The organism is Azoarcus sp. KH32C (assembly GCF_000349945.1).
GTDB lineage: Bacteria > Pseudomonadota > Gammaproteobacteria > Burkholderiales > Rhodocyclaceae > Aromatoleum.
Map to the genome: position 1 here is coordinate 938,950 of NC_020516.1, position 20,887 is coordinate 959,836.

Annotated in this window: 16 protein-coding genes and 1 tRNA gene; 14 read left to right on the forward strand and 3 right to left on the reverse strand. The window is 65.8% G+C overall.

Features of this window, described 5'->3' with window-relative positions; translation table 11 throughout:
* Positions 1-51 precede the first annotated feature (51 nt).
* Positions 52-1,059, forward strand: a complete 1,008-nt coding sequence (locus tag AZKH_RS04265; RefSeq protein WP_015434508.1) for a class 1 fructose-bisphosphatase — start codon at positions 52-54, stop codon at positions 1,057-1,059.
* Between the two features lie 262 nt (positions 1,060-1,321).
* Here AZKH_RS04265 and AZKH_RS04270 read toward each other — a convergent pair whose 3' ends face one another.
* Entirely contained in the window at positions 1,322-1,801 is a 480-nt protein-coding gene (locus tag AZKH_RS04270; protein WP_015434509.1) for a winged helix-turn-helix transcriptional regulator, read from the reverse strand.
* A gap of 188 nt (positions 1,802-1,989) precedes the next feature.
* Between AZKH_RS04270 and putA the strand changes: the two genes are divergently transcribed.
* Both putA and AZKH_RS04280 read left to right on the forward strand, forming a co-directional pair.
* Positions 1,990-5,649, forward strand: a complete 3,660-nt coding sequence (putA, locus tag AZKH_RS04275) for a trifunctional transcriptional regulator/proline dehydrogenase/L-glutamate gamma-semialdehyde dehydrogenase (RefSeq protein WP_015434510.1) — start codon at positions 1,990-1,992, stop codon at positions 5,647-5,649.
* An 81-nt stretch (positions 5,650-5,730) separates the two neighbouring features.
* On the forward strand, positions 5,731-7,497 hold the full coding sequence (locus AZKH_RS04280; protein ID WP_015434511.1) for an autotransporter assembly complex family protein: 1,767 nt from the start codon (positions 5,731-5,733) through the stop codon (positions 7,495-7,497).
* A gap of 16 nt (positions 7,498-7,513) precedes the next feature.
* Here AZKH_RS04280 and AZKH_RS04285 read toward each other — a convergent pair whose 3' ends face one another.
* Positions 7,514-9,262, reverse strand: a complete 1,749-nt coding sequence (locus AZKH_RS04285) for a bifunctional diguanylate cyclase/phosphodiesterase (protein ID WP_015434512.1) — start codon at positions 9,260-9,262, stop codon at positions 7,514-7,516.
* Positions 9,259-10,632 carry an HD-GYP domain-containing protein gene (locus tag AZKH_RS04290; RefSeq protein WP_070099049.1) on the reverse strand — a complete coding sequence of 458 codons (1,374 nt, stop codon included), beginning with the start codon at positions 10,630-10,632 and terminating at the stop codon, positions 9,259-9,261. The genes AZKH_RS04285 and AZKH_RS04290 overlap by 4 nt, the downstream gene beginning before the upstream one ends.
* Before the next feature lie 174 nt (positions 10,633-10,806).
* On the opposite strand from AZKH_RS04290, the gene AZKH_RS04295 reads away from it, so the two are divergent.
* The 11 genes from AZKH_RS04295 (at position 10,807) to hemA (ending at position 20,870) form a co-directional block, all read left to right on the forward strand.
* Positions 10,807-11,442, forward strand: a complete 636-nt coding sequence (locus AZKH_RS04295; protein ID WP_015434515.1) for an RNA polymerase factor sigma-70 — start codon at positions 10,807-10,809, stop codon at positions 11,440-11,442.
* Positions 11,436-11,630: a zf-HC2 domain-containing protein gene (locus AZKH_RS04300; protein WP_015434516.1), complete on the forward strand. Its 195-nt coding sequence runs from the start codon at positions 11,436-11,438 to the stop codon at positions 11,628-11,630. Before AZKH_RS04295 ends, AZKH_RS04300 begins: the two co-directional genes overlap by 7 nt.
* A 79-nt stretch (positions 11,631-11,709) precedes the next feature.
* The gene (locus AZKH_RS04305; RefSeq protein WP_015434517.1) at positions 11,710-12,423 is read left to right on the forward strand and encodes a glutathione binding-like protein; all 714 of its coding nucleotides are present in this window, start codon (positions 11,710-11,712) and stop codon (positions 12,421-12,423) included.
* Between the two features lie 192 nt (positions 12,424-12,615).
* The gene (gene groES / locus AZKH_RS04310) at positions 12,616-12,906 is read left to right on the forward strand and encodes a co-chaperone GroES (protein WP_015434518.1); all 291 of its coding nucleotides are present in this window, start codon (positions 12,616-12,618) and stop codon (positions 12,904-12,906) included.
* 43 nt (positions 12,907-12,949) lie between these two features.
* Entirely contained in the window at positions 12,950-14,596 is a 1,647-nt protein-coding gene (gene groL / locus AZKH_RS04315) for a chaperonin GroEL (RefSeq protein WP_015434519.1), read from the forward strand.
* 323 nt (positions 14,597-14,919) lie between these two features.
* Positions 14,920-15,606 (forward strand): response regulator transcription factor, encoded by a 687-nt coding sequence (locus AZKH_RS04320; protein ID WP_015434520.1) that lies wholly within the window; start codon positions 14,920-14,922, stop codon positions 15,604-15,606.
* Positions 15,581-17,062: a sensor histidine kinase gene (locus AZKH_RS04325; protein ID WP_015434521.1), complete on the forward strand. Its 1,482-nt coding sequence runs from the start codon at positions 15,581-15,583 to the stop codon at positions 17,060-17,062. The genes AZKH_RS04320 and AZKH_RS04325 overlap by 26 nt, the downstream gene beginning before the upstream one ends.
* A 133-nt stretch (positions 17,063-17,195) precedes the next feature.
* Positions 17,196-17,504, forward strand: a complete 309-nt coding sequence (locus tag AZKH_RS04330; protein WP_015434522.1) for a DUF485 domain-containing protein — start codon at positions 17,196-17,198, stop codon at positions 17,502-17,504.
* Positions 17,501-19,219, forward strand: a complete 1,719-nt coding sequence (locus AZKH_RS04335) for a cation acetate symporter (protein ID WP_015434523.1) — start codon at positions 17,501-17,503, stop codon at positions 19,217-19,219. Before AZKH_RS04330 ends, AZKH_RS04335 begins: the two co-directional genes overlap by 4 nt.
* Positions 19,220-19,394: 175 nt before the next feature.
* Positions 19,395-19,470 (forward strand) — tRNA-Phe (locus AZKH_RS04340).
* A 146-nt stretch (positions 19,471-19,616) separates the two neighbouring features.
* Entirely contained in the window at positions 19,617-20,870 is a 1,254-nt protein-coding gene (gene hemA, locus AZKH_RS04345; protein WP_015434524.1) for a glutamyl-tRNA reductase, read from the forward strand.
* The last annotated feature ends 17 nt before the right edge of the window (positions 20,871-20,887 follow it).

Consider the following 20,887-nt stretch of genomic DNA (forward strand, 5'->3'; position numbering starts at 1 on the left):
GCTGTGGAACAATCGGATGTCCGCTCCGCCGGACCAACAAGGAGTTTATTCATGCGTCGCGTCACGCTAACCCAGTTTCTGATCGAGCAGCAGCGCGCGGGCCGGACCACGCCGGAATTGCGTCTGCTGATCGAGGTGGTGGCCCGTGCGGTCAAGGCGATCAGCGTCAATGTGTCGAAGGGGGCGCTGGCCGGCGTGCTGGGCGAGGCCGGCACGGACAACGTGCAGGGTGAAGCGCAGAAGAAGCTCGACGTGATCGCGAACGAGATCCTGCTGCAGGCGAACGAGTGGGGCGGCCACTTGGCGGCGATGGCGTCGGAGGAGGTGGAGGAGGTGCATCAGATCCCCTTCGATTATCCGAAGGGTGGCTTTCTGCTGCTGTTCGATCCGCTCGACGGTTCGTCCAATATCGACGTCAATATTTCGGTCGGGACGATCTTTTCGGTGCTGCGAAATCCCCCGCGCAACGGCGCGAACGATCCGACGGAGCAGGATTTCCTGCAGCCGGGGCGCGAGCAGGTGGCGGCGGGGTATGCGCTGTACGGGCCGTCGACGCTACTGATCCTGACGGTGGGCAACGGGGTGCATGGCTTTACGCTGGACCGCGAGATGGGGAGCTTCGTGTACACCCATCCGTTCATGACGGTGCCCGCCGAGACGCAGGAGTTCGCGATCAATGCGTCGAATGCGCGTTTCTGGGAACCGCCGGTGCAGCGCTACGTGGCGGAGCTGCAGGCGGGCAAGGCCGGGCCGCGCGGCAAGGATTTCAACATGCGCTGGGTGGCGTCGATGGTCGCGGACGTGCATCGCATCCTGACCCGCGGCGGCGTCTTCATGTATCCGCTGGATGAGAAGTGCCGCGACAAGGGTGGCAAGCTGCGCCTGATGTACGAGGCGAATCCGATGGCGATGATCGTCGAGCAGGCGGGTGGCGCGGCGACGACGGGGCGCGAGCGGATCATGGACGTGCAGCCGACCAGGCTGCATCAGCGTGTGCCGGTGATCCTGGGGTCGGCGGCGGAAGTCGAGCGCGTGACCAAGTATCACTTGGAAGGCTGAACTTTTCTGTCTTTTTGACGTGGGTGCCTGAAGCGGCGGCGGGAGAAGCGCCGCCGGGCAGGCGCTCGCGGCCTTCGGCTCCCCGCGTCCGGCCGGATCGCGGGGGCGGCGACGCAAACTCGCCGGCTGCGCCGGCTCAGACATGCGTCGCCGTGTTTCCCCCGTGATCCGACCGGCCGCGGCGCTCTCGGACAGCTCGGCGGCACTTCTCCAGCCGCCGCTTCGGGTTGGGCGGGGTAGGGTTTCTGACTATCTGATCTATTCAGGCGGGCCGCCGCGGCTCGTTCGTCTTGATATCGATCGTCTTTTCGTCCTTCACCACTTCCATGACCACGTACGTGTGCGTCTGCTTGACGCACGGCAGTTCGGAAATCTTTTCGCCGAGCACGCTACGGTAGGTGTGGATGTCGCGCGTCCGCACGGTCAGCAGGTAGTCGAAATCGCCTGCGATCATCTGGCAGGTCTGGATTTCCGGGATGCGCTGCACCGCTTCATTGAATAGGCGCAATTCCTGAGCCGTGGTCCCGCTCAAGAGCACTTGCACGATCACGACGTGTCCACGGTCCATGGCGACCGGGTCGAGGGCCGCGTAATAGCCGCGGATCACGCCGCTGTCTTCGAGGCGTCGCACGCGCTCGGCGCACGGGGTCTTGCTGAGGCCGACCCGGCGCGCGAGCTCGACGAAGGAGATCCGGGCGTTTTGCTGGAGTTCGGCAAGAATCTTGAGATCGATGCGGTCCATGATGGTCGGCGGGTAGGAAAAATGGCTACGAGGGAGGCTTTCAGCCGGAATTATGTCTTATTGGAGGCGAATTTCGGAGCCATAAACTACGCTATTGGGTGAAGAATCGGGTTTTCGGCGGGCGGTCCTGCCGAACCCGATGCGGCAGGTGGAGACCCTGCCCAAGACCTTTGCGGAGTTTTTCGCTCATGACAACCCAATCGAATCCGTCTGCCCTCGCAGCCCTTCCCGTCGCGCCACGTTCCGAGCTGCGCCAGCACATCACCAGCGCGTATCGCGCGCCCGAGCCTGACTGTGTGCCGCCGCTGATCGAGGCGGCGCGCGTCGATGCGCCTCTACAGCGCCGCATCCATGATCTCGCGCGTCAGCTCGTCATCGGCCTGCGCGGCAAGCGCGCGCGTTCGAGCGGCGTCGATGCGCTGATGAAGGAGTTCTCGCTGTCGAGCCAGGAAGGCGTCGCGCTGATGTGTCTGGCCGAGGCGCTGCTGCGCGTGCCGGACAAGGCGACGGCCGATCGTCTGATCCGCGACAAGCTGGCGGGTGGGGACTGGGGTTCGCACCTGGGGCAGAGCCCATCGCTGTTCGTGAACGCGGCGACCTGGGGCTTGCTGATCACCGGCAAGCTGGTCGCGACGCGTAGCGAGGAGGGTCTCGCGAGCGCGCTGACGAAGCTCGTGACGCGGGGGGGCGAGCCGCTGATCCGCAAGGGCATGGATCTGGCGATGCGCATGCTGGGCGAGCAGTTCGTGACCGGGCGCACGATTGAGGAGGCGCTGGAGCGCGGCCGCGAGCGCGAGGGGCGCGGCTATCGCTATTCCTTCGACATGTTGGGCGAGGCGGCGATGACGGCTGCGGACGCGCAGCGCTATTACGACGACTACGAGCATGCGATCCACGCGATCGGCAACGGCTCGGCGAAGCGTGGCGTGGTGGACGGCAACGGTATTTCGGTGAAGCTGTCGGCGCTGCATCCGCGCTACAACTGGGCGCAGCGCGAGCGCGTGATGGCCGAGCTGCTGCCGCGTCTGAAGACGCTGTGCGAGCTCGCACGCGGCTACGACATCGGGCTGAACATCGACGCCGAGGAGGCGGACCGTCTGGACATCTCGCTCGACCTGCTCGAAGCGCTGGTCGAGGATGAGGATCTGGCGGGTTGGGACGGGATCGGTTTCGTTGTGCAGGCTTACCAGAAGCGTGCCCCCTTCGTGCTCGATTGGATCGTGGATCTCGCGCGCAAGAACAATCGCCGCCTGATGGTGCGCCTCGTGAAGGGCGCTTACTGGGACGCGGAGATCAAGCGCGCGCAGATCGACGGGCTGGAAGGCTATCCGGTGTATTCGCGCAAGGTGTATACGGACGTGTCCTACCTCGCCTGCGCCAAGAAGTTGCTCGCCGCACGCGACGTGATCTACCCGCAGTTCGCGACGCACAACGCGCATTCGATGGCCTCGATCATGCACATGGCCGAGGACAACTATCATCCGGGCGACTACGAGTTCCAGTGCCTGCATGGCATGGGCGAGCCGCTGTACGACCAGATCACGGGTGATCCGGTGCTGCGCCGCATGGTGCGCATCTACGCGCCGGTCGGCAGCCACGAGACGCTGCTCGCCTACCTGGTACGCCGCCTGCTGGAGAACGGTGCGAACACGAGCTTCGTGAACCTGATCGTCGACGAGAACGTGCCGGTCGAGGAGTTGATCAAGGACCCGGTCGAGCTTGCCGACTCGCTCGCCGGTTCGCCGCATCCGCGCATTCCGCTGCCGAAGGATCTGTACGGTGCCGGGCGGCGCAATTCGAAGGGCTACGACCTGTCGAACGAGACGGTGCGCGAGGCGATCGCCGCGGCGTTGGAGGATAGCCGTGCGGTGCGCCACGTGGCGGGGCCGATGCTGGCCGGTGGAGCGGTCGCTGGCGGCGTGGCGCAGCCGGTGCGCAATCCGGCGAATCTCGACGAAGTGGTCGGCGAGGTGGTCGAGGCCGGATTGCCTGAGGTCGAGGCAGCCATCGCCGCGGCCGATGCGGCGGCCTATGCCTGGGCTTTGCGCTCGCCGGTGCAGCGTGCCGAGTGCCTGGAGCGCGTCGCCGATCTGATGGAGCGCGACGGGCTGGCGCTGATCGCGCTGGCAGTGCGCGAAGCGGGCAAGTCGTGGGCGAATGCGATCGCCGAATTGCGCGAGGCGGTCGATTTCTGCCGTTACTACGCCGAGCAGGCGCGCGCGCTGGACAACGCGCAGCACGTCCCGCTGGGGCCGGTGCTGTGCATCAGCCCGTGGAACTTCCCGCTCGCGATCTTCACCGGTCAGGTCGCGGCGGCAGTGGTCGCCGGCAACCCGGTGCTGGCAAAGCCCGCCGAGCAGACGCCGCTGATCGCGGCCTGGGCGGTGCGGCTCTTCCGCGAGGCGGGTGCGCCGGAGGCGGTCGTGCAGCTGCTGCCGGGACGCGGCGAGGTCGTCGGGGCGGCGCTCGTGGCGGACGCCCGTGTGCGTGGCGTGATGTTCACGGGTTCGACCGAAGTCGCGATGATCATCAACCGCACGCTCGCCGAGCGCGGCGGTGACATCCCGCTGATCGCGGAGACCGGTGGCCAGAATGCGCTGATCGTCGATTCGACGGCGCTGCCCGAACAGGTCGTCGGCGACGTGCTCGCATCCGGCTTCGATTCGGCCGGCCAGCGTTGCTCGGCGCTGCGCGTGCTGTGCCTGCAGGAGGACATCGCCGACCACGTGGTCCAGATGATCAAGGGGGCGACGAACGAGCTCGCGCTCGGCAACACGGCCGACGTACGCAAGGACATCGGGCCGGTGATCGACGCCGAGGCGCAGGCAGGGCTTGCGCGCCACATCGAGTCGATGCGCGAGCGCGGCGCGAGGGTCGTGCAATTGCCGCTGCCCGCGGCCTGCAACGGCGGGACTTTCATTCCGCCGACCCTGATCGAGATCGATTCGCTTGCGCAACTCGAACGCGAGGTCTTCGGCCCGGTGGTGCACGTGTTGCGTTATCGCGCGAAGGACCTGATGAAGGTCGTCGACCAGATCAACGCGAGCGGCTACGGCCTGACGCTCGGCATCCATTCGCGCATCGACGAGACGATCAACGCGATCGTCGAGCGTGCCCACGTCGGCAACATCTATGTGAACCGCAACATCATCGGGGCCGTCGTCGGCGTGCAGCCCTTCGGCGGTGAAGGGCGTTCGGGCACCGGCCCGAAGGCGGGCGGTCCGCTGTACTTGCATCGCCTGCTGCGTCGCAGCCCGGGCGCGGAGTTCGCCGCGGGCGGCGCGCCGGATGCGTTCGAGCGTTTCGTCGCGTGGATCGACGGTCCGGGCCGTGCGCTCGTCGAAGGCGACGACATCGCGGCACTGCGGGTGCGGGCCGAGGCCTGCCGGACGCATCGTCTGGCGGGTGTCCGTCTGGGACTGCCGGGACCGACCGGCGAGGACAATAGCCTCAGCTTCAAGCCGCGCGGCACGGTCGCCGCCGTCGCGGGATCGATGGCGGGGTACTTCCAGCAGTTGCTGACGGCGCTCGCGAGCGGCAACCGTGTCGTCCTCGGTGACGATGCGCTGACGCGCAAGCTCGTCGCGGCCCTGCCGGCGGAGGTCTCGGGCCAGGTGAGCATCGACGCGAAGTGGTTCGACGGCGCGTTCGGCGCGCTGCTCTTCGACGGCGGTGACGAGCAGGCCGACGCGTGGCGCGTGCGTCTCGCGCGCCGCGACGGTCCGATCCTGCCGATGGTGCGTCCGCAGCCCGACTACGACATGGGGCGCCTCGTCGCCGAGCGCACGGTGAGCGTCAATACCGCGGCCGCCGGCGGCAATGCGAGCCTGATGGCCATGGGAAACTGAGGGCAACTGAGGACTGCCGGGCGCAAACGAGGGTAACGGAGCGTAACCGGAAGGCAGCCGGTCGAAGGCGCGCCCGCTACAATGCGGCTTATGCATGCGTGCTTGAGACCGGTTGTCGCTATTCTGTGGCTGATTGCCGCGCTGGCGCCCTTGTGGCCGGCGATGGCGAGCGCCGAGGAGGCGTTGCGCGTCGAGCTGTCCGCGCCGGATTCCGTCCGGCCGCTGCTGCAGCAGCATCTCTACGTTCTCAGTCGGCAGGGGGCGATGCTTCCTTCCGTCGAGGTCGACCGCGTCGCGCTGGCAAGCCGTACGCGTCGCGAAGTCGCGGATCTGCTCGCGACCGAGGGTTATTTCTCCCCCCAGGTAAAGATTGAGCGCGACGACGACAAGCTGTGGCGCGTGTCGGTCGAAACGGGACCGGCCTCCCGCGTGACGGCCGTCGAGGTCGCATTCGAAGGGGCGATCAACGAGGAAAGTCCCGAGTTTGCCGAGCGCCGCAAGGTGCTGCGGGCGGCCTGGTCCTTGCCCGTGGGGCAGGTGTTCCGCCAGCAGTCGTGGGACGAGGCCAAGCGCCGCCTGCTCGAAGGCGTCGGCGCCCGTGATTTTGCGGCGGCGCATCTGGCGGATAGCCGCGCCGAGGTCGATCCGCAAAACAATTCGGTGCGCCTGTCAGTCGTCGTCGATTCCGGTCCGCGTTTCTTCCTCGGGCCGCTCGAGGTCACCGGCTTGAAGCATCTGCCGGCGGGGCTTGTCGAGAGTTATAGCTCGCTGCACCAGGGGCAGCCGTTCGACCAGGAAAAGCTGCTCGCGCTGCAGACTGCGCTGCAGAACGTGCCGCAGTTCGCGTCGGTGATCGTCGACGTCGAACGCGATCCGGCCTTCGCGGCGGCCGCGCCGGTGCGGGTCAATGTTTCCGAGGCGCGTTCGCGCCAGCTTGGTTTCGGCGCCGGCTATTCGACGAACCACGGTCTGCGTGGCGAGGTCAGCTGGCGCAATGTCAATTTCTTCAACCGGGCATGGGAGCTTTCCAGTGGCCTACGGCTCGAGCAGTTGCGCCAGTCGCTGTACGCCGACGTGTTCCTGCCGCCCGACCCTGACGGCCGCCGCTTCAGCGTCGGCGGCGCCGTCGAGCGCAGCGACATCGAGGGGCTGACCGTGGAAACCCAGGCGGTCGGCGTCGCGCGCACGAATACCCGCGGCAATATCGAGACGCGCCTCGCGCTGCGCGTGCAGCAGGAGATGCGTCAGCCGGCGGGGGGCGAGGCATCGCGGCGCATCGCGACGACACTCAACTGGACGTGGACGCGGCGCCACGTCGACGACGTGCTCGATCCGCGTCAGGGCAACGTCCTGCAATTCCAGGTCGGCGGGGGCTCGCGGCTGCTGCTGTCGGATCGCGACTTCCTGCGCTTCTACGGCCGCCAGGTGTTCTACCGGACGGTGTCCCCCAACAACGTCCTGATCCTTCGCGCCGAGGGCGGCATCACGCTGGCCGAGGAGCGCGACGGCGTGCCGCAGGACTTCCTGTTCCGCACCGGCGGCACGCAGACGGTGCGCGGCTATGCGTTCCAGAGCCTGGGCGTCAAGGAGGGCGATGCGATTGTCGGCGGGCGTTACCTGGGCGTGGCGAGCGCCGAATACGTCCACTGGTTCGGTCCGCAGTGGGGTGGCGCGACCTTCGTCGATGCCGGCGATGCGGCCGACGACCGCAAGAGCTTCGGCATCAAGGTCGGCTACGGCGTCGGCGCGCGCTGGAAGAGCCCTGCCGGCCCGATCGCGCTCGACGTCGCGTACGGCCAGCAGGAGCGCCGTGTGCGGCTGCACTTCGGCGTTGCGATCGCGTTCTGAAAGGCGTTGCTGCTTTCTACATCCGTTGTCGCTCACGCACCCAAGGAATGAATTCCTCCAGCGGCATCGCACGAGCCCATAGGAAGCCCTGGCCCAGGTTGCAGCCGATCCGTTTCAGTTCGTCGGCAGTGGCCTGGTCCTCGACGCCTTCGGCCACGACCTTCATCCCGAGGCCGCTCGCCAGGGCCTGCACGGCGGTGACGATCGCGTGGTCGCGCGGCGAGCTGAGCATGTCGCAGATGAAGAGCTGGTCGATCTTGAGCTCGCTCACCGGCAGGTCGCGCATGTAGGCGAAGGACGAGAAACCGGTGCCGAAGTCGTCGAGCGAGATGCTGCATCCGAGCGTGCGCAGGCGTTCCATGATGTGCGCCGCGCGCTGCCGGTCGCCGATCAGGGCGCCTTCGGTGATCTCCAGCACGAGCCGTTTCGGTGGCACCTGCCATGCTGCCAGCGCGTGTGCGACCCGCTCCGGTAGGTCTTCCTCGTGCAGATCCTGTGCGACGAGGTTCAGCGAGACCGAGATTTCGATGCCGGCCGCGTCGAGGTCGGCAATGATCCGTACCACCTGGGCCATCACCCAGCGCGTCAGTTCCGGCATCAGGCCGAGGCGGCTCGCGATATCGATGATGTCCGGCGGCGGGACCCATTCGCCGTTGTCGCGCCGCCAGCGCAACAGCGCTTCGGCCCCCGCGCAGCGCCCGGTCACGAGGTGCACCTGGGGCTGCAGCCAGACCTTGAATGGCGGGTTTCCCATGCTGCCCACGATCTCGCGCTCGAGATCGAACTCGTGTTCCATCGCCGCGATCATCTCGGGATCGAAGCATACGACCGGCAGGTCCGCCCGCACCGCGCGATGGAGTGCAGCGCGCGCCGCGCGCTCGATTGCCGCCGCGCTCTCGCCGTCCTCGGGCGCCAGCGCGGCCCCGACGTGAATGGCGCCGCGCAGATGCGGGAAGTTGTGTTCGGGCGAGCGCTCGCAGATGTCCACGAGTCGTCGGGCCGCGAGCTGGACCTGGGCCACGCTGCGCAAGTCGGGCATGATCAGCGCCCACTCCTGGTCCGCGGTCGAGCACAGTATGTCCTGCGGGCGTAGCACGCTTCGCATCGCGTCGCTCAGCAGGCGCCGGACGCGATCGCGCTGCGCGCTGAGCAGGTGCTGGCCGCTCGGCTCCCATTCCGCATGCAGCAGCAGGAGCCCGAGCTGGCGGGCCTCGGAACGGTTCAGCCAGCGTTCCAGCAACTGCATGAAACGCGTACGGGAAGGCAGGCCGGTCGCCGGGTCGAGCCCGTCGCCGGCACGCAGGCGGTGATGGAGCTGCTCGAAGGCGCTGCCCGCGAGCATTGCCTGGATCGCCTGCGCGAGCCGCGCCCCGGAGCTCAGGATGTCGTACTCCGCCCGGCCCGGCGCATGCTCGCCCGCGAGCGCGTCGCGCATGCCGTCGAGCAGGCTCGTCGCGGCGGTCGCGGCGAGGGTGTCCGCGCTGCCCGCATGCAGGCAGTCCAACCAGCATTCGGCCAGCGCCTCGAGCCACTCCGCCTTGCCCCACTGGTATCGCTCGAGCAGCAGCCCGAAGAACACCGCTTCGATCGTCGAGGGCGCGCGGGGCGCCAGCCGGTCGAGGCGGGCGGCGAATGCCGCTTCGAAGGAGGCCGCCGGAACGGCGCTCGCGAAGGCCTGCAGGATCGACACGTCGCGTGGGCCGAAACCGACCGCGGCGAGCACTTCGGCCGCATTCTTGGGCGGCATCCGGGGTTGCTCGTTCACGTTAGGTAGAACTCCGTCGGATCGATGTCGAAAGCTCCGCTGGGCAGCGCGCGCACCACGCGGTAGGGCTCGCCTGCGGGCGTTGCTGGTGCGTACAGCAGGTCCAGCACGGGCGGATGGATATTCGGAATCTTGTCCGGGTCCAGCAGCACCAGCACGCGCGGCAGCAGCCGGCGGATGCGGTTTTGCGAGATCACGACCGCGATCTCCCCGGAGTTCAGTTCCACCAGTGTGCCGGCCGGATAGAGTCCGATGCACTGGATGAAGGCGTCGACGACGGCGGCGGAAAACTTGACGTCGCGTTGCCGGATCAAGGATTCCAGCGCGCGCTGGGTGCTCAGCGGTTCGTCGTAGGCGCGCTTGCTGGTCATCGCGCAGAAGCTGTCGACCACACCGGCCATTTCCGCCCGCAGCCCGATCCTTTGGCCGGCCAGTCCCGCCGGATAACCCGATCCGTCCAGGCGCTCATGATGACGGCTGACGATCTCGAGCAGGCCGGGCAGGCGATTGCCCGACTCCTCGATGATCCGCGTCGAGAATTCGACGTGCGCCTTCGCAATCTCCATCTCCAGCCGGCTCAGCCTGCCGGCCTTCTTCAGCACGCGCTCGGGCAGGCGCAGCTTGCCGATGTCCTGCATCATGCCCGCCACGCCCATCACCGTCGTACCTTCGTCGGAAAATCCGAGATGGCGAGCGAACACCATCATGTGCACGGTGACATCCAAGGCGTGGTGGTAACTGCTGCGATCGTAGCGTTTCAGGCGAATCAGCCATAGCAGCGCGTCCGGGTTGCGCTTGACGCTCTGCATCATGCTTTCGACGCTGCCGGCGACTTCCTCCAGGTCCGGCCGGCGATTTTCCCGCACATCGGTCAGGATCTGGTCGAACACGCTTTCCGCGTGCGCGAAGGTCGGCGTCGCCCGCAGCAGTTCGCGTTCGACGGACTGCGTCTCCGGGCGGTCGCCGCGGGCCTCGCCCGCCAGGCGCTGCACCGTTTCGGCATCGACCCTCCCCTTGCGAACCAGCGCCAGCACTTCGAGGAAGCCGGGCTGCTGGTCATCGGCCGGGCGCTCCTGGAACTGGATCGGGCGCCGGCCCACTGAGCGTCCCACCGTGGACGCCACATCTTCGGCGCCAGCTTCCGCGTAATGCTCGCCGATCGAACGGGTGCGGTCGATATAGATGAAGCGGCACAGCGAACGCAGCTTCGCGAGCGTTGCGTCGTCCTCGATCAGGAATCCCTGCAGCAGGAAAGGCGTCTCGATCCACGGGCGGTCCAGCTCGACGACGAACATGCCGACCGCGGCGTCTGCCGCTGCCACGAGTTCCTGTCGAGCCGTCGCTGGCGGCTTGGCCTTCTTCGCTGCCATCCGGTTCTCTCTTGTTCCGCGCGTGCCGGCCATCCGGCTTATCTATATAGTATGGCGCAAACCGCCGCCGGACGCCGCCTGCCATGCATCTTTGATCCCCCACGCGGGCGTGCGTACCGTCGCCCGCTGTTCTTTAATGAAGAATCCGCCCTTCGCGTAACAGGAGAAGGCCGCATGCGCGATCTTGCGTTGCCAGCCGAGTCGTCCGGGGCTGCCGCCGGAGACGACGACCTCCATGACGACGCCTTCGTCGAATCGCTCCGCCGCCAGATGTTGCGCTTTGCGACGCTTCAGCTGTCCGACCGCGATCTCGCCGAGGACGCCGTGCAGGAAGCCCTCGTCGGCGCACTGCGCAATGCCGCCTCCTTCAGCCGGCGCTCGGCCCTCCGGACCTGGGTCTTCGCGATCCTGCGCAACAAGATCGCCGACATCCTGCGCCACAAGGAGCGTGTCGTCGATGCCGGCAGTCTGCGGCGGGACGACGACGAGGAAGACGAGGACTTCTCGGCGCTCTTCGACCAGCGTGGCTACTGGCAGGCCGACAGCCACCCCGCCGCCTGGGGCAATCCGCAGGAATCGCTGCGCGAACAGCAGTTCTGGCGCATCTTCGAGATCTGCCTCGACGGACTGCCGCCCGGCCAGGCGCGCGTATTCATGATGCGCGAGTTCATCGAGCTCGAATCGAACGAGATCTGCGCAGCCGCCGGTGTCACCATGAGCAACCTGAACGTGATGCTCTACCGTGCCCGCATGCGCCTGCGCGAATGCCTCGAGCTGCGCTGGTTCGCCAATGGAGAACGGCCGTGCTGAAATGCCGCGACGTCACCCGCCTGTACTCCGAGTCGCGCGACCGTCCGCTGACGCTGCGCGAAAGGCTGTCGCTGAGGATGCACATCCTGTGGTGCGACGGCTGCCGGAACTTCGGCAAGCAGATGCGCTTCCTCAGCGACGCGATGCATCGCTTCGCCAAGGGCGACGGGGACAAGCGGCAGGATTAGCGCTCGGGCGGCGCAAGCGGAACCCGCAGCCGTTCACGATGCCGAATGGCTCTCTCCCGGAGTCCCCGAAGGAAAGCACATGATCGAGCTCTACTACTGGCCGACGCCGAATGGCCACAAGATAACGATGTTCCTCGAAGAGGCCGGCCTCGAATACCGCATCCGGCCTGTCGATATCGGCGCGGGCGACCAGTTCAAGCCCGAGTTCCTGGCGATTTCGCCGAACAACCGCATGCCCGCGATCGTCGACACCTCGCCCGCGGACGGCGGCGAGCCCGTGCCGGTGTTCGAGTCGGGCGCGATCCTTCTCTACCTGGCCGAAAAAAGCGGCCAATTCCTGCCGCAAGACCTGCGCGGACGCAAGTCGGTCACCGAATGGCTGTTCTGGCAGGTCGGCGGCCTCGGCCCGATGGCGGGGCAGAACCACCACTTCGGCCTCTATGCGCCGGAGAAGATCCCCTACGCGATCGACCGCTACGTCAAGGAAACGAACCGGCTGTACGGCGTCATGGACCGCCGGCTGGAGGAGCGGTCCTTCCTCGCCGGGGAGGACTATTCGATCGCGGACATGGCCTGCTATCCCTGGATTGTCCCCTGGAAGCGCCAGCAGCAGGATCTCGACGAGTTCCCGAATCTGCGCCGCTGGTTCGACGCGATCGCGTCCCGGCCGGCAACCGTCCGCGCCTACGCCCAGGCGGAGCCGTACGCCAATCGTCCCGCCGTCACCGAGGAAAGCCGCAAGCTCCTCTTCGGGCAGACGGCGCAGAGCATCCGCCAGCAGTCGGGGCGATAGCCGCGCTTGCGGGCCGATGCCGGCAATAAAAATTTTCTCGTTTGCCCGTACTTGAAATCGCTTGGGGCCGTCCCTATTATTAGCACTCGTTGGCAGTGAGTGCTAACGGCCGCGGCACCTCCCATCCCGCGGCCCGCGCGAATTTTCTGCGGGCACCGTTCCCGCACTGTTGAAACAATAAGGAGTGAGTCAATGAAGATCCGTCCCTTGCATGATCGCGTGATCGTCAAGCGCCTGGAAGCCGAACGCAAAACCGCCAGCGGCATCGTGATCCCCGACTCGGCGGGCGAGAAGCCCGATCAGGGCGAAGTCCTGGCCGTCGGCAACGGCAAGATCCTCGACGACGGCAAGGTCCGCCCCATGGCCGTCAAGGTCGGCGACAAGGTCCTGTTCGGCAAGTACTCGGGCCAGTCCGTGAAGGTCGAGGGCGAGGAACTGCTCGTCATGCGCGAAGAAGACATCATGGGTGTGGTCGAGGCCTGAGCCTCCCTCCGCCCTGACAAACGAATTCAAGGAGCAATGAAGAATGGCAGCTAAAGAAGTCAAGTTCGGCGATTCCGCCCGTGCGCGTATGGTCGAAGGCGTCAACATCCTGGCCGATGCGGTCAAGGTGACCCTGGGCCCGAAGGGCCGCAACGTCGTGCTCGAGCGCTCCTTCGGCGCCCCGACCGTCACCAAGGACGGCGTGTCGGTTGCCAAGGAAATCGAACTGAAGGACAAGTTCGCCAACATGGGCGCGCAGATGGTCAAGGAAGTCGCTTCCAAGACCTCCGACATCGCCGGTGACGGTACCACCACCGCGACCGTGCTGGCCCAGTCGATCGTCCGCGAAGGCATGAAGTACGTCGCCGCCGGCATGAACCCGATGGACCTGAAGCGCGGCATCGACAAGGCTGTCATCGCCACCATCGAAGAGCTGAAGAAGCTGTCGAAGCCCTGCTCGACCAACAAGGAAATCGCCCAGGTCGGTTCGATCTCCGCGAACTCCGACGCCGACATCGGCGAGATCATCGCCCGCGCGATGGACAAGGTCGGCAAGGAAGGCGTCATCACCGTCGAAGACGGCAAGAGCCTGAACAACGAACTGGACGTGGTCGAAGGCATGCAGTTCGACCGCGGCTACCTGTCGCCGTACTTCATCAACAACCCGGACAAGCAGGTCGCGATCCTCGAGAACCCGTTCGTCCTGCTGTTCGACAAGAAGATCTCGAACATCCGTGACCTGCTGCCGGTGCTCGAGCAAGTCGCGAAGGCCGGCCGTCCGCTGCTGATCATCGGCGAAGACGTCGAAGGCGAAGCGCTGGCGACCCTGGTCGTCAACAACATCCGCGGCATCCTGAAGACCTGCGCCGTCAAGGCCCCGGGCTTCGGCGACCGCCGCAAGGCCATGCTCGAAGACATCGCCATCCTGACCGGCGGCCAGGTCATCGCCGAAGAAGTCGGCCTGACCCTCGAGAAGGCCACCCTGGCTGACCTCGGCCAGGCCAAGCGCATCGAGATCGGCAAGGAAAACACCATCATCATCGACGGCGCCGGCGAAGCCGAGCGCATCGAAGCGCGCGTCAAGCAGATCCGCGTGCAGATCGAGGAAGCGACCTCCGACTACGACCGTGAAAAGCTGCAGGAACGCGTGGCGAAGCTCGCCGGCGGCGTTGCAGTGATCCGCGTCGGTGCCGCGACCGAAGTCGAAATGAAGGAAAAGAAGGCCCGCGTCGAAGACGCGCTGCACGCCACCCGTGCTGCCGTTGAAGAAGGCATCGTCCCCGGCGGCGGCGTCGCGCTGCTGCGTGCCCGCGCCAACCTGACCAACCTGAAGGGCGACAACCACGACCAGGACGCCGGCATCAAGATCGTGCTGCGCGCGATGGAACAGCCGCTGCGCGAAATCGTCGCGAACGCCGGTGACGAGCCCTCCGTGGTCGTCAACAAGGTTGTCGAAGGCACTGGCAACTTCGGCTACAACGCCGCGACCGGCGAGTACGGCGACATGGTCGAGATGGGCGTGCTGGACCCGACCAAGGTCGAGCGCACCGCGCTGCAGAACGCCGCTTCGGTTGCCGGTCTGATGCTCACCACCGACTGCATGGTCGGCGAGCTGCAGGAAGACAAGCCCGCGATGGGCGGCATGCCCGGCGGCATGGGCGGCATGGGTGGCATGGACATGGGCATGTAATGCCCCGCTGATCCCTGCGATCATCGTCCGGGCGTTCGCGCCCGGCACGGACGGCCCCGCTTCGGCGGGGCCGTTTGCTTTTGGGGGCTCTCAGGACGTGCGAAATGCATTGGCGCGGGCACTGCAATGCGCGCAACATGCGGGGAAGCGTGTGATAATTACTCAGATATCCGAAAAGGCGGTCCGGAGCATCTGGCTGGTTGGCCGGACGCTCCGGGGGCGGAACGCGCTGGCGGCGGGTTCCGTCTCGTGACCGGTAAAAGGAGAACAGCGGGTGTGAATCTAGGCGTGCCCGCTTACACGCAACTTACATCCTGATTCCAATGCGGATTCTTCTGGCTGAAGATGATTTCGTCATCGCTGACGGTCTGGGCCGCGCCCTGAGGCGAAGCGGCTTTGCGGTCGATCACGTGGCGACCGGCGCCGATGCGGATACCGCTTTGGCATCGCAGCCGTTCGATCTGCTGATCCTCGACCTCGGCCTGCCGAAGCTGCCCGGCATCGAAGTCCTCAAGCGCCTGCGGGCGCGCAAGTCCGCAATGCCGGTGCTGATCCTCACCGCGCAGGACGGTGTCGACGATCGCGTGCGGGGTCTCGATGCCGGTGCCGACGATTACCTCACCAAGCCCTTCGCATTGCCCGAGCTCGAGGCGCGCGTGCGCGCGCTGACGCGCCGCGGCACCGGGCAGGCGCGCTGCATCGAGGTCGGGAGTCTCTCGTACGACCAAGCCGACCGGGTCGTGAAGATCAACGGCCAGGTGGTGGAGTTTTCCGCGCGCGAGGTCGGCCTGCTGGAAGTGTTCATCCTGCGGGTGGGGCGTCTCGTCAGCAAGGATCAGCTCGTCGATCACCTGTGCGGCTGGGGCGAAGAGGTGTCGAGCAACGCGATCGAGGTATATGTCCATCGCCTGCGCAAGAAGCTCGAAGACAGCGGCGTGCGGATCGTGACGGTGCGCGGCCTCGGCTATTGCCTGGAAACCGTGGATGCTGCCCAGGCGGCGAAGGGCTGAACGGGCGGCCGGGGCGACGCGTGTCCCGGGCCAGCCGAATTCACTGTTCGGCGAGATCCTCGACTGGATGCTCGCGCCGTTGCTCTTCCTGTGGCCGATCTCCATCATCGTCACCCATAACGTCGCGGACAGCATCGCGAACCAGCCGTACGACCGTGCTTTAGCGGACAGTGTGCGGGCGCTCGCCCGGCTCGTAACGCTCGAGGACGGCAAGGTCGCGGTGCATTTCCCGGCCCCGCCGCGCGCGATGTTCCGCGCCGACCAGGACGACGTCGTCTACTACCAGGTCGCGAACGAAAGCGGCGAGTTGATCACCGGGGATCGCGAGATCGGCTGGATCGCGCCGCCGGCCACCGTGCTGCCCGAGGACGTGATTTATCGCGACGACGTGATCGCCGGGGAAGAGGTGCGTGTCGCCTACCAGTTCCTGCGGCCGTGGCCCGAGCCTGCGAGCCCGCTGGTGCTCGTGCAGGTCGCCGAGACCCGCAACAAGCGTAGCGACCTCGCCTCGCGCGTCGTCACCGGCGTGCTGTTGCCGCAGTTCGCGATCATCCCGCTGGCGGTGGTGCTCGTGTGGGTCGGCCTGACGCGTGGCATCGCGCCGCTCAACCGCCTGCAGAGCCTGATCCGCCGGCGGCGGCCGACCGACCTGTCGCCGATCGAGCCGGCGAGCGTTCCGGAGGAGGTGCGCCCGCTGATCGTCTCCTTCAACGACATGATGGCGCGGCTCGAAGAGAACCTGCATGCCCAGCAGCGCTTCATCGCCGATGCGGCCCATCAGATGCGCACGCCCTTGACCGGTTTGCGCATGCAAACCGAACTCGCGCTGCTCGAAACCGATCCGGACGCCTTGCGCAATTCGCTCTCGCATATCGCAAAGAGCACGGAGCGCGCCGGCCACCTGATCAATCAGCTTTTGTCGCTCGCGCGCGCCGAAGCGAGTTTCGAGAAGCTGTATGCGGTCGAGCAGGTCGACCTGCGGGCGATCGTGCGCGACGTCGCGCTCGAGCTCTTTCCCCGCGCCCAGGCGAAGAGCCTCGACCTCGGCGTCGAGGGCGGCGCGGAGGCGCTGCTCGTCGAGGGGAACCCAGTGCTGCTGCGGGAGATGGTCAAGAACGTCATCGACAACGCCATCAAGTACACGCCTCCGGGCGGCAGCGTCACCGCGCGGGCGCGGCACGCAGGGGCGCCCATCTTCGAAGTCGAAGATACGGGCATCGGCATCCCGGAGGCCGATCGCGAACGAGTATTCGAGCGCTTCTATCGTGTGCTCGGCAGCGGCGAGGACGGCTCCGGCCTGGGCTTGCCCATCGTGCGCGAGATTGCCGAGCTGCACCGCGCGACCGTGACCCTGAACGCAAACCCACGAGGGCAGGGCACCCTCGTTCAGGTCGTCTTCCCTCGCGGCGTCCAGCCGCCGCCTGTGCCGGTGTACGGCGATTTCCCCCTCGGCTGACTCCTCTGGTTAACTGAAAAATCTATTTATGGGGTCATTTGGTGTTCGTAAGGGCGGCGTAAGTCTCCGGGATTAAGGTTGCGACAACCGGGGAAAGTCCCGGTGCCACTACCGAAATACGGAGGAGGGAGACATGCAAAACGATCTGGTGACGAAAATTGTCGCCAACCCGAAATACCAGCAGCTTGTAAGCACCCGCTCGTCTTACGGCTGGGTACTGACGATCATCATGCTGATCGTCTACTACGGCTACATCGCGGTCATCGCGTTCGACAAGGGCATGCTGGCAAAACGGCTTGGCGAAGGCGTGATGACCGTCGGGATTCCCGTCGGCTTGGGCGTGATTCTGTTCACGATCCTGATCACCGGCCTCTACGTCCGCCGCGCGAACTCCGAGTTCGACGCGCTGACCCAGGAAATCGTCAAGGAGAGCGGCAAATGATTGGTCGCTATAAGCACATCGGCGGCGGGCTCGCCCTCGCCCTGCTGTCGGCTGCAGCCCTCGCTGCCGGCGCCGATCTCGGCCAGGCCGAGAAGCAGGCTACGAACTGGACGGCCATCACCATGTTCGGCGCGTTCGTCATCTTCACGCTGTTCATCACCAAGTGGGCGGCGGCCAAGACCAAGTCGGCTGCCGACTTCTACACTGCCGGCGGCGGCATCACCGGCTTCCAGAACGGTTTGGCGATCGCCGGCGACTACATGTCGGCTGCGTCCTTCCTCGGGATTTCGGCCGCGGTGATGGCCAACGGCTACGACGGCCTGATCTACTCGATCGGCTTCCTCGTCGGCTGGCCGGTGATCACCTTCCTGATGGCCGAAAAGCTGCGCAACCTCGGCAAGTTCACCTTCGCCGACGTTGCAGCGTACCGCTTCAAGCAGACCCCGATCCGCGCCTTCGCGGCTTCGGGTACGCTGGTCGTCGTGGCCTTCTACCTGATCGCCCAGATGGTCGGCGCCGGTCAGCTGATCAAGCTGCTCTTCGGCCTCGAATACTGGATGGCGGTGGTCATCGTCGGCGCGCTGATGATGGTCTACGTGCTGTTCGGCGGCATGACGGCGACGACCTGGGTGCAGATCATCAAGGCCTGCCTGCTGCTCGCCGGTGCGTCCTTCATGGCCTTCATGGTGATGTATCAGTACGGCTTCTCGCCCGAGCAGTTGTTCGCGGCGGCAACCAAGGTCAAGGCGGGTGTCGCGATCGAAGCAGGCAAGACCCCTGAGGAGGCGAGCATCATCGGTCAGGCGATCATGGGGCCAGGGTCCTTCATCAAGGATCCGATCTCGGCGATCTCGTTCGGCATGGCGCTGATGTTCGGTACCGCCGGCCTGCCGCACATCCTGATGCGCTTCTTCACGGTGCCGGATGCCAAGCAAGCCCGCAAGTCGGTGTTCTGGGCGACCACCTGGATCGGCTACTTCTACATCCTGACCTTCATCATCGGCTTCGGCGCGATCGTGCTGGTCTCGACCAACCCGCAGTTCCTTGATGCGAAGAAGGCGCTGCTCGGCGGCGGCAACATGGCGGCTATCCACCTCGCCAACGCCGTCGGCGGCAACGTGTTCCTCGGCTTCATCTCCGCGGTGGCGTTCGCGACGATTCTCGCAGTGGTCGCAGGTCTGACCCTGTCGGGCGCATCGGCCGTGTCGCACGACCTGTACGCGACGGTGTTCAAGAAGGGTAATGCCGATTCGGCTTCGGAGCTGCGCGTGTCGCGGATGACCACCGTTGCGCTCGGCATCATTGCGGTGGTGCTGGGTATTGCCTTCGAGAAGCAGAACATCGCCTTCATGGTGTCCCTGGCCTTCGCGATCGCCGCTTCGGCCAACTTCCCGGTGCTGTTCATGTCGGTGCTGTGGAAGAACTGCACGACGCGTGGTGCCTGCATCGGGGGCTTCCTCGGGCTGATCACCGCGGTGGTGCTGACCATCGTGTCGCCGTCGGTCTGGGAAGCGACCCTCGGCAACCCGAAGGGCTCGGCCTGGTTCCCCTACACCTCGCCCGCGCTGTTCTCGATGGCCGCCGGCTTCATCGGCATCTGGCTGTTCTCGATCCTCGACAACAGCGCCCGTGCGGCCGAAGACCGTGCCGGCTACCTCGCGCAGAAGGTGCGTTCGGAAACGGGTATCGGCGCAGAAGGTGCGTCGGGCCACTAAGCAGAACTGCAGGGCCCGGCGACGGGCCTTCGGCAAGAACGGCAACCTTCGGGTTGCCGTTTTCTTTTTCTGCCGGCGCTCTGCATCGCGATGGAATGTGTCGGCAAGGCAAAACAAATAATCGCCAAAATTGTTTGACACATCCTGAAAGTCCGCTATAATGCGCGCTCTTCCAGGCCAGGTAGCTCAGTTGGTAGAGCAGCGGATTGAAAATCCGCGTGTCGGCGGTTCGATTCCGTCCCTGGCCACCAGATTCAGAAAACGGGTCAGCGCAAGCTGGCCCGTTTTTCGTTTACGTTGCAATCGGCGCAACACGGTTGTCCGCGCGGGGGCAATATTTCCCCCGTTTTCTGCAGTGCTATAATCCGCGAACTTAAGCCCCCCACTGCGATCACGCATGCAACTCTATGCTCTTGGCCTGAATCATCACACCGCTCCGCTCACTATCCGCGAGCGGGTGGCGTTTCAGCCTGAGCGGCTGGACGATGCATTGCATGATCTGACGCATGCGCGCACCGTGCGTGAGGCCGCGATCCTGTCCACGTGCAACCGGACGGAGCTGTATTTCGCCACCGAACAGCCGCAGCACGCCGCAGACTGGCTCGCGCGTTTCCATAGTCTCACCCTGAGCGAAGTTTCCCCGTATCTCTATACCTATCCGCAGCGCGATGCGGTCCGTCACGTCTTCCGGGTCGCGAGCGGCCTCGATTCGATGGTGATCGGCGAGCCGCAGATCCTCGGTCAGGTCAAGGATGCCGCGCGCCGCGCCGAAGAGGCGGGGACGATGGGAACGCTGCTGCACAAGCTGTTCCAGAACACCTTTGCCGTGGCCAAGGAGGTCCGGTCGACGACGGCGATCGGCGCCAATATCGTTTCGATGGCGGCCGCTGGGGTGCATCTGGCCGAGCGGATCTTCGAGCGCCTGTCGGACCAGCGCGTGCTCTTCATCGGCGCCGGCGAGATGATCGAGCTCTGTGCGGCGCATTTCGCCGGGGCGCAACCGAAGCACATCACCGTCGCCAACCGTACGGAGTCGCGCGCGTTGGCGCTTGCCGGTCGGTATGGGGCCGACGTGATGCGCCTGGATGGCATTGGTGACGTGCTGGCGCAGTTCGACATTGTGGTGTCCTGTACGGCGAGCCCGCTGCCGATCGTCGGCCTCGGCATGGTCGAACGGGCGGTCAAGGCGCGCCGTCACAAGCCGATGGTGATGGTCGACCTCGCCGTGCCGCGGGATATCGAGAAGGAAGTCGGCGACCTCGACGACGTGTTCCTGTACACGGTTGACGATCTCGCGCAGGTCGTCGACGCGGGGCTGGAATCGCGCCAGCAGGCCGTGATCGAGGCCGAGGAAATCATCAATAGCCGCGTCGACGGTTTCCTGCACTGGATGCAGGGGCGTGACGTGGTACCGACGATCCGGGCGCTGCGCCTGCATGCGGAAACGCTGCGCGCCGCCGAGCTCGAGCGCGCACGCAAGCTGCTCGCGCGCGGCGAGGATCCGCAGAAGGTGCTGGACGCCCTGAGCCACGGACTCATCAACAAGCTGATGCACGCGCCGACGCATTTCCTGAACCAATCCGAAGGCGAGCAGCAGGCTGACGCCAGCCGCATGCTGCAGCAGCTCTTCAATCTGAATTCCCACGATTAGTCGGGATCGGGCCCTGC